Source organism: Elizabethkingia miricola (assembly GCF_001675285.1).
GTDB classification, from domain to species: Bacteria; Bacteroidota; Bacteroidia; order Flavobacteriales; family Weeksellaceae; genus Elizabethkingia; species Elizabethkingia miricola.
On record NZ_LSGQ01000027.1, the window covers coordinates 170,407 to 179,903 of the forward strand.

A 9,497-nucleotide genomic window follows, 5' to 3' on the forward strand; every position below is an offset into this window, starting at 1 on the left:
ACAAAACCACAATAGGTACATAGCTTATGCTGACAAAAAAATATTTAAATGAATTAACCTACGAAATTATTGGTAGTGCTATTGAGGTGCACAAGGTAATGGGCATGGGGTTGCTGGAAAGTGTTTACCATCAATGTTTAAAAGAAGAGTTATTGCATAGGAAAATAAATTTTCTAACAGAGATGAAAGTTCCGGTAACATATAGAGGAAAGATACTGGATGTTGATTTCAGATGCGATTTGTTTATTGAACAATGCATTGTGGTAGAGCTAAAATCTGTACAAAATTTAACACCAGTATTTGAAGCACAGCTTCTAAACTATATGAAACTACTGTCCTGCCCGAAGGGCATTTTAATAAACTTTAATTGTTCTAATATTTTTCGTGAAGGACAAAAAACATTCGTTAATGAATATTTTAATGCTTTACCAGATCTATAAAAGAACTATGTTCCTATGTGGTTGAAAAATGTTGCGGACCTTTTTAATTTATAATGATAATATGGAAGTTGACTTTAAAAAACATCTCGATAAAAAAATACTACTACAGGCTTTTGAAGACATGATGAAAGCCAGAGCTATCGCTAATTTGTATGATGAAAAAAAACAAATCTGCAAATATGTACATAGTACTTCCCGCGGACATGAAGCTATCCAGCTGGCAACAGCCTATCATCTTCAGAAACATGATTGGGTAAGTCCATATTATCGGGATGAGAGTATGCTTTTAGGAATGGGATACACTCCGTACCAGCTAATGTTACAACTGCTTGCAAAGGCAGACGATCCTTTCTCAGGTGGCCGCTCGTATTACAGCCACCCTTCCAATCTAAGTGATGATTATCCAAAAATGATTCACCAGAGCAGTGCTACCGGCATGCAGGCAATTCCCACAACCGGAATTGCACAAGGCATACAATACATAGAGCATTTTAGCCTGAAATCATATCCTACCCCGCCAGTTGTGGTTTGCAGCTTTGGTGATAATAGCGTAACCGAAGGTGAGGTAAGCGAAGCTTTCCAGTTTGCAGCACTACACCAGTTGCCTATTATTTTCTTGGTACAGGATAACAATTGGGGAATTTCTGTAACTGCCGAAGAAGCCCGATCACAGGATGCTTACGATTTTATCGCAGGCTTCAAAGGCATCGAAAGAATGCGTATTGACGGAACAGAGTTTCCGGAGTCTTATCTGGCTATGAAAAATGCTTTCGACTATGTTCGTACCGAAAGAAAACCAATTTTAGTTTGTGCTAAAACTGTTCTGATTGGTCACCATACTTCCGGAGTAAGAAAAGAAATGTACCGTCCTTTGGACGATCTGGCTAAACATGAAGCCCATGATCCGGGAAAAAAACTATGGAAATACCTTCTGGAAAATGGTATCAGTGATGATCAGTTAAAAGAAATTGAGAAGAATGCAGAAATACAGGTTCGTGAGGATTTTGAAAAAGCTTTGGCTGCTGAAGATCCAAAACCTGAAGATGCTGTAAAATATATTTTTGCTCCTACTCCTGTTACAGAAGAGAAAGGAGAAAGAACACCCGAAAACGGACAAAAAATAGTAATGGTAGATGCCTCTATACATGCGATTGAGGAACTGATGCGCAAACATCCCGAAGCATTACTATATGGTCAGGATGTAGGCGGCCGTATTGGAGGTGTATTCCGGGAAGCTGTTACACTGGAATCTAAATTTGGTACCAAAAGAGTTTTCAATACCGCTATACAGGAAGCCTATATAATTGGTTCTACAATCGGTATGAGTGCATTAGGACTAAAACCAATTGTAGAAGTACAGTTTGCTGATTATATCTATCCGGGAATCAATCAGTTGATTACCGAGATTTCTAAATCCTGTTATTTAAGTGAGGGGAAATTTCCGGTAAATAATATCATCCGTGTACCAATTGGTGCTTATGGTGGTGGCGGGCCTTATCACAGCGGTAGTGTTGAAAGTATTCTGGCTAATATCAAAGGAATTAAAGTAGCATACCCGAGCAATGCAGCTGACTTCAAAGGTCTGTTCAAAGCAGCATTCTATGATCCAAATCCGGTAATCATGCTGGAACATAAAGGTTTGTATTGGTCTAAAGTACCTGGAACCGATGAGGCAAAAACCATTGAACCAGCAGAAGACTATATATTGCCATTCGGGAAAGCGACAAGTACAATGACTGCAACCGAAGAGAATATCAGTAAAGGAAAAAGTATCTGCATCATTACATACGGAATGGGTATTTACTGGGCCAAAGAAGCTGCTAAAAGTTTTGAAGGTCAGGTAGAGGTTGTAGATCTCAGAACTCTAGTTCCAATGGATGAAGAATATGTTTACGAAGTCGTAAAAAAGCATGGTAAATGTATTGTACTAACCGAAGAGCAGATACAAAATTCTTTTGCAGAAGCTCTAAGCTCCAGAATATCCCAGGAATGCTTTAGATATCTGGATGCTCCTGTCACTCCTGTAGGTGCTCAGAATGTACCTGCAATTCCGATTAATATAGATTCTGAAAGAGAAATACTCCCTAACCCCGAAAAGCTTAAAAAAACAATAGAATACTTGTTAAATTGGTAATACAGAATACTTTATAAATCAAATTTTGTTTCATAAATTTGACTTATGAAAAAACTACTGCTACTGCTTATTCCAGTTCTTTATTCTGCTCAGAATAAAACCAATTCCATAAAGTCAGATAGTAGTACTTCATATAAAAATATCAAGGAAATTGTTTTAAGCAACAGAAGTAATCCTCGGGCTCTTGCTATACTGGCAAAAGCCAATAGGAACTTCAAACAGAACAGTCCTAAAAGTCAGGATTCCTACAGCTTTAAGGCCTACAGTAAATTTTCAGTAGACTTTGACAAAGATTCTATTGCCAATTATCAGAACTATGTAGCACGCAGGATTGATTCTTTGAAACTCTTAGGTGATAACCCTGAGTTTTCCAAAAGAAAACGCAAAGATTCCATAGAAGATGTAAGCTATAAAGATATGCTTACCACCAGCAAAATGTTCCTTTGGGAACGTGCTATGGAGTATAAATACAATAAAGAGCAAGGTGAACATATCGATATTCTGGACAATAAAGTATCCGGATTAAAGCGTCCTCTTTATGATGCTATTGCTTTACGCTCTAATATTGGTCAGATCCCTGATGAAATACAAAAAGAAAACTGGACATTATACCGTTATTACCTTACGGATTCTATTCTCCTGAATGGTAGGGAAACTTATGTTATTGGTTTTAGAAAAACCAATATTACTTTTTCCAGAAAACGTAAATATAGCGGTTATATCTATATCGACAAAGAAAATTATGCTGTAGCGAAAATAGAAGACCATGGCAAGGATAAAACCGATTTGGAACATATATCCATATGGAAGCCTATTAATAACAGCTGGTTTTTGGAAAAAGAATACATGAAATCCAGAATTGGTAGTATACCGTTCAAAAACAAGGATAGCAAAAAGAGGTTCAATAGCTATTTTTATATAGAAAACAATTACTTTGACTTCAAAGTACCTGACAATAAACTTACACCTGATGATTTCAAAGGCTACACTTACAGCATAAAAAATACTACAGGTACAGAGCTCCCAAAATATCGTAAAGATAATTTCGATCAACGGGATAATAACACCTATTACAAAATGGACAGCCTCTTTAAGGCTAAAAAAGTAGAATTTAAACTTAACTTTTTAGCTGGAATTACAAGAGGAGACTTCCGTTTTGGTATTATAGACTTCCCTATCGACAGATTCTTCGACATCAACAGGTACGAGAATTTCAGATTTGGACTGGGAATGAAGCTCAATGAAAATTTTAATCCTTATGTGTCACCAGATGCTTATGTTGGCTATGGTGTGCGGGACGGAAAGTGGAAATTCCGTGTAGGTATAGATGTAAGGACTACCCTTGAAAGGGATGCTGTACTTCGTTTAGATTACACTGATGACGTTGGTGCATCCGGGCGCTTCAGGCAGAATCTATGGGTAGGTAAAATGAAGATTATGAATACAGGTGCAGGGCTTCAGACACTAAACTACTACAGATACAGAGGTTTTAAGCTTTCTTATTTGGACAGCCCTATTAACTCTTTTATGTATAAAGTAGAAGTTTCAAAATATAAAGAAGAAGCGTTGTTCGATTACCTGTATAAGGGCCAGGATAAGATCTATGATAATTTTTCTACTGTTGTTACTCTAAAATATTCTCCAAACAGTAAATATATCATGACACCAACAGGGAAAGATATGGTTGAACAGGGGTATCCGGAACTGTATTTCAACTGGGAAAAAGGATGGACAGATCTAAAATACAACCGACTGGATTTGCTTGCATTATACCAACAGGAAAGTATATTAGGACAAACCGGACTTAGGGTTTACGGAGGTTATGTTGGCGGTGACTTCCCATTCTGGAAAACCTTTGAAGGCGGAGGTCTGGCTCCTGAAGGAAAGAAAAGTTTTATGAGCCGTTTCAATCTTACGACTTACCTGGGTTTTGCAACTATGCCTAGTGGAAAATACTATCAGGACAAATTTGGTGCGTTCTATATCAGCCATCGTATTCCATGGCATTTTAAAAGCTTCGGTCAAAATACTTCCAGCTTTGACCTTGTTTACAAAGGAATTATAGGAGACTTTAAAAACCCTGAATTTCATCAGATAAAGTTTGAAACACTAAACAAATTGTATCAGGAAGTTGGTGTCGAGTGGAATAATTTCCTGAGCACTCAGTTCAATCTTGGATTCTTTTATCGTGTTGGCCATTATCAAACCAGTAATTTTACCGACAATTTCGCTATTCAGCTGAAATTAAAGATTTTAGGATTCTAAATCCATACAGCTAAAAATATATCAATCCTGTATTATGTACAGGATTCTTTTTAATATCGCTATATTTATTATATAATGGTTCACTAATCTTAAATTATAATAAAAACTTTTCAATAATTTAACAGCAGACACAAAAATATTTTGCATCTTTAAAAGCTATTTTTTCAAAAGATTAAAGTGCTAAATATGAAAATACAATTTTTACTTCCTTTGCTATTGGCATGCTCGGTTAGTGCTCAGCTAAAAACAAAACAAACTTCTATCCACGAGTCTATTGGATTGGAAACCGACAAAGTTTTCAATAAACTTGTTGAAATCAGAAGAGATTTTCATGAAAACCCTGAATTAGCAGGTCATGAAGTTCGCACTCAAAAAGTTTTGGAAAAGTATTTACTCGATCTGGGACTAGAAGTCCAAAAAGATCTATATGGACACTCTTTAATAGGAATTCTTAAAGGAGGAAAAAAAGGAAAAAAAATAGCATGGCGTGCAGATATGGATGCTCTACCTGGTAATAACAATGACAAAGTATCTTTTAAATCTAAAAATAAAGGTATATGGCATGGCTGTGGCCATGACGTGCATATGGCAATTGGTCTTGGTATAGCCGAAGTACTGTCAAAATATAAAAAGGAGCTGAAAGGAACCGTTTATTTCATATTTCAACCAGAAGAAGAAACTTTTGTCGGCGCAAAGAAAATGATTGATAATGGCTTGTTTTCTAAAATAAACACTGATGAAATCTATGGACTTCATGTAACAGCATTACCTGTTGGCCAGATTATGACTAAACCGGAAGAAGTGTTCGCTTATCAAACAAGAGTAAAAATTGAACTAAAAAACGCACTGCCAGATAAAGAAGTAAAAGAGCTCTCAAAAAAAATATCAGCTTCATTATCCCGTACAGAAAATAATAGTAAACCTTGGGAGATACAATATATAATTGATCCTAAGGTAGGACTAATGAGCCCTAACACTATTTTTAAGAACTACCGGATAATAGATGAAAATTTCATTTCAGGTTCTGATGATAAAAGTTTTTCTATGAAAGCTTATATTTATGAAACAAATGCTGATAAACTGAAAGAAATTATTCCACAGATAAGGCAGGTTTTAGAAACCAACGGTTATAAAGATCAACTATTGTCTGTTTCTTATATACAGGAAAATCCAACAGTTTTCAATGATAAAAATTTAACCAGTCTTGCTACAGAGACTCTTGAAAATATTTATGGGAAAACAGTAATGGTTAAAGATTATGGTCAGGTTCCTTATTTCAATGATGATTTCGCTTATTTTCAACAAAAAAAACAAGGTGTTTACTTCTTATTGGGAGGCTCAAATTTAAAAAAAGGAATTATTGCAATGAATCATACGCCGGATTTTGAAGTCGATGAGGAAAGTATAAGAAATGGTGTTAAAAGTTTTTCATCCCTTATTTATGAAAGATTAAAATAACTTTTATAAAAACCATATATTTGTGTATACTAACATCTTATCACATTCATTACTATGAAACTAAGGAAATTAATCACTGCTTTATTTATTGGATTATTCTTCTCTTTGCATGCGCAGCAAGAGGATGCTAATAAGATTCTTGAAAAATCCTTATCACAGGCAAAAAAAGAAAATAAAAATGTCCTGCTCATTTTTCATGCTTCATGGTGTGGCTGGTGCAAGAAAATGGAAAAGAATCTAAATTCTGACGCAGTAAAGCCTCTGATTGATAAAAATTATATTACCGCTTATGTTTCTGTACAGGAGCGAGGTGAAAATATTAAGAAATATGAAAATCCAAATGGACAGGATTTAATGAACAAATATCAGGGAAAAGAAGCCGGACTTCCTTTCTGGGTAATGTTAGATGCTAAAGGAAGCGTACTGGATAATTCTTTTGACAAAAATAAAGAGAATATCGGATGCCCGGCATCTCCTGAAGAAGTAGCAGAATTCAAAGAAAAACTACAAAAAACATCTTCTTTAACAGCAAGTCAGTTACAAACTGTTTATGATAATTTTGTTCAGAAGAAGAGTTAGTATTTATACCACCTTTGCCTTACGAACAATCTTCACCAACAATGAAGGGAAAAACCTTTTAAGATATACCCCAAAGGTTTCTTTTCCACCAATAACAGCCTGATACTTTTGTTTTGCAATTGCCTTCAGCATCTTCTGTGCAAAAATATTGACAGGTATTCCATTGGCTGTAGCATCGTCCATTGTATTTTGAGCTGTTCCGCTACCAGTAACGGCATTGATGGAAATATTGGTTTTTACAAATCCCGGACAGATCATTGTTACCAATACCTTATCATTATAAAGTTCTGCACGCAAAGCATCAAAAAAACCATGTAAAGCATGTTTAGCCGCAGCATATCCACTACGCATAGGTGCACCAAATAGCCCCATAAGACTGGATACAACAACAATTTGTCCGCCTTTATTCTTAATCATGGATGGAACAACTGCCTTAGTAAGTGCAACGGTACCTATAAAATCAACATCCATCAGGCGCTTATCCACCTCTATAGATGTTTCCATTGCCAATGAACGTTGTGACAATCCTGCATTATTAATCAGTATATCTATTTTACCAAATTTTGCAATAGCATTTTCTGTGATAGCCGGCATAGCAGTATAATTTTCCAAATTAACAGGAATTACAGCATACCTCTCTTTATCCAGTCCGGCGTTCTGAGCAATTGAATAAAGCTGATCTTTCCGTCTTGATGAAAGAATAATCTTTGCATTACTCTTTACTGCGAGTTCCTTTACCAATGCCTCTCCAATACCAGATGATGCACCCGTTATCCAGATTACTTTATTATTAAAATAAGCATTCATAATCTGATTTTTTATTGTGATTATAGTCTTCCAATATATTTTCCTGCTTTCATTCCGGAGAATATACAGCCTCCAAGGAATGTACCTTCCAAAGCCCTGTATCCATGCATTCCGCCACCACCAAAGCCAGCAGCTTCTCCTATTGCATAAAGCCCTTTAAGCACTTCTCCATCGCTTCCCAATACCTGGGCATTCAGATTAGTTTCTATTCCGCCCAAAGTTTTACGGGTCAGAATATTAAGACAAACAGCAATCAGAGGTCCATTTTCCGGATCCAGGATTTTATGAGGTTTTGCAACACGTCCGAGCCTGTCTCCTAAATATTTTCTTGTACTTCGTATATAGTTGATTTGTGTATCTTTTGAGAACTTATTATCCAGCTCACGATCTCTTTCTTCTATCAGCTGTCTGATGCTATTATAATCCAGAAGATAATCTCCGGAAAGTTCATTCATCTTTTTTACGAGTTCCTCCAGATTATCGGATACTATAAAGTCCTTACCATTCTCTTTAAAGGCTTCAACAGGAGCTGGTGCTTTTTTACCAAAAATCCGGCTCAGAAAAAGGCGGTAGTCTTTATTGGTAATATCAGGATTCTGCTCTGATCCCGAAAGTGCAAATTCTTTTTTAATAATCTTCTGGGTCAAAATAAACCAGGAATACCCATAGCCTGTATCCTGAATATACTTTAGCGTTCCCAGCGTATCGAATCCTGGCAGAAAAGGAGCAGGCAGGCGTTTCCCTTTAGCATCAATCCATAAAGATGAGGGTCCTGGTAATATTCTTATTCCATGTTTTGGCCAAATCGGATTCCAGTTCTGCAAGCCTTCTGTGTAGTGCCACATCCGGTCTCTGTTGATAATATTGGCTCCTGCATTTTCTGCAATGCCTATCATCTTCCCATCTACATAGGCAGGCACACCACATACCATATTTTCGGGAGCTTTTCCTAGCCTTTCAGGCCAATTCTTTCTTACCAGTTCATGATTCGCACCAATTCCTCCCGATGCTATAATGATATTCTGGGCTTTGTATTCAAAATGGCCAGTTACAGTTCTGTTTGTTGCAACTCCTCTTTCTTTATCATCCATTTCCAGAATATTTCCCTTAACTCCTGCTATACTACCATTTTCTGTAATTAATTCTGTTACCTGATGTCTGAAGTTCATCTGAAGTAATCCTGCTCTTTGTGCTTCATAGGCTTTTTCTACAAAAGGCTTTACAACACCAGTACCTGTCCCCCAGCTAACATGAAATCTGGGCACAGAGTTTCCATGACCGCTTGCATTGCCATCTCCTCGTTCTGCCCAGCCTACCATAAACATAAGTTTGATTCCCATTTTGCTTATGTATTCATATTTATCATGAGCCGCAAATTTCAAATAAGCTTCAGCCCATTGTCTTGGCCAATGGTCTTCTTCACGATCGAAATCAGCTGTTCCCATCCAGTCCTGTTTTGCAAGTTCAAAGGAATCCTTAATCCCCATTCTTCTCTGCTGTGGGGAATTGATCAGAAATAATCCACCGAAAGACCAGAATGCTTGTCCACCTATATTCTGTTCTGTTTCCTGATCCAGCAACAAGACTTTTTTTCCGGTGCCGGTAATTTCCATAGCAGCAACCAATCCTGCCAATCCACTTCCGATAATGATAGCATCCGGATGAAAATTATTTTCCATTTTAATAAATTCTGATTTTGACGAATAGAACTAAAGCACTTACTACTAATAACATAACTATCAAATATAATAAAAAGTATCTGTTTTTATTTCAAGAAAAACAGAACTACTCTACTATACATATAAAAACAAATA

The 9,497-nt window shown here is 36.5% G+C and carries 7 protein-coding genes; 5 read left to right on the forward strand and 2 right to left on the reverse strand.

All coding sequences use genetic code 11. From position 1 onward, the window contains the following. The first annotated feature begins 26 nt into the window (after positions 1-26). The 5 genes from ATE49_RS12650 to ATE49_RS12670 all read left to right on the forward strand — a co-directional run bounded on the left by ATE49_RS12650 (position 27) and on the right by ATE49_RS12670 (position 6,876). Positions 27-440 carry a GxxExxY protein gene (locus ATE49_RS12650; protein WP_065082481.1) on the forward strand — a complete coding sequence of 138 codons (414 nt, stop codon included), beginning with the start codon at positions 27-29 and terminating at the stop codon, positions 438-440. A gap of 61 nt (positions 441-501) precedes the next feature. Continuing rightward, the gene (locus ATE49_RS12655) at positions 502-2,574 is read left to right on the forward strand and encodes an alpha-ketoacid dehydrogenase subunit alpha/beta (RefSeq protein WP_059345411.1); all 2,073 of its coding nucleotides are present in this window, start codon (positions 502-504) and stop codon (positions 2,572-2,574) included. Between the two features lie 45 nt (positions 2,575-2,619). Then, on the forward strand, positions 2,620-4,839 hold the full coding sequence (locus tag ATE49_RS12660) for a hypothetical protein (RefSeq protein ID WP_065082482.1): 2,220 nt from the start codon (positions 2,620-2,622) through the stop codon (positions 4,837-4,839). 186 nt (positions 4,840-5,025) lie between these two features. Then, complete coding sequence (locus ATE49_RS12665; protein WP_065082483.1) at positions 5,026-6,297, forward strand: M20 metallopeptidase family protein; 1,272 nt, start codon at positions 5,026-5,028, stop codon at positions 6,295-6,297. Positions 6,298-6,351: 54 nt separating this feature from the next. Next, positions 6,352-6,876, forward strand: a complete 525-nt coding sequence (locus ATE49_RS12670; protein ID WP_065082484.1) for a thioredoxin family protein — start codon at positions 6,352-6,354, stop codon at positions 6,874-6,876. 3 nt (positions 6,877-6,879) lie between these two features. Here ATE49_RS12670 and ATE49_RS12675 read toward each other — a convergent pair whose 3' ends face one another. After that, entirely contained in the window at positions 6,880-7,683 is an 804-nt protein-coding gene (locus ATE49_RS12675) for an SDR family oxidoreductase (RefSeq protein ID WP_065082485.1), read from the reverse strand. A gap of 20 nt (positions 7,684-7,703) precedes the next feature. Beyond that, positions 7,704-9,362: an FAD-binding dehydrogenase gene (locus tag ATE49_RS12680; RefSeq protein ID WP_065082486.1), complete on the reverse strand. Its 1,659-nt coding sequence runs from the start codon at positions 9,360-9,362 to the stop codon at positions 7,704-7,706. Between the last annotated feature and the right edge of the window lie 135 nt (positions 9,363-9,497).

Excerpts from the sequence above, each read along its gene's own strand:
- ATE49_RS12650 (WP_065082481.1), top strand. The coding sequence starts at position 27 with ATGCTGACAAAAAAATATTTAAATGAATTAACCTACGAAATTATTGGT.
- ATE49_RS12655 (WP_059345411.1), top strand. The coding sequence starts at position 502 with ATGGAAGTTGACTTTAAAAAACATCTCGATAAAAAAATACTACTACAG.
- ATE49_RS12660 (WP_065082482.1), top strand. The coding sequence starts at position 2,620 with ATGAAAAAACTACTGCTACTGCTTATTCCAGTTCTTTATTCTGCTCAG.
- ATE49_RS12665 (WP_065082483.1), top strand. The coding sequence starts at position 5,026 with ATGAAAATACAATTTTTACTTCCTTTGCTATTGGCATGCTCGGTTAGT.
- ATE49_RS12670 (WP_065082484.1), top strand. The coding sequence starts at position 6,352 with ATGAAACTAAGGAAATTAATCACTGCTTTATTTATTGGATTATTCTTC.
- ATE49_RS12675 (WP_065082485.1), bottom strand. The coding sequence starts at position 7,683 with ATGAATGCTTATTTTAATAATAAAGTAATCTGGATAACGGGTGCATCA.
- ATE49_RS12680 (WP_065082486.1), bottom strand. The coding sequence starts at position 9,362 with ATGGAAAATAATTTTCATCCGGATGCTATCATTATCGGAAGTGGATTG.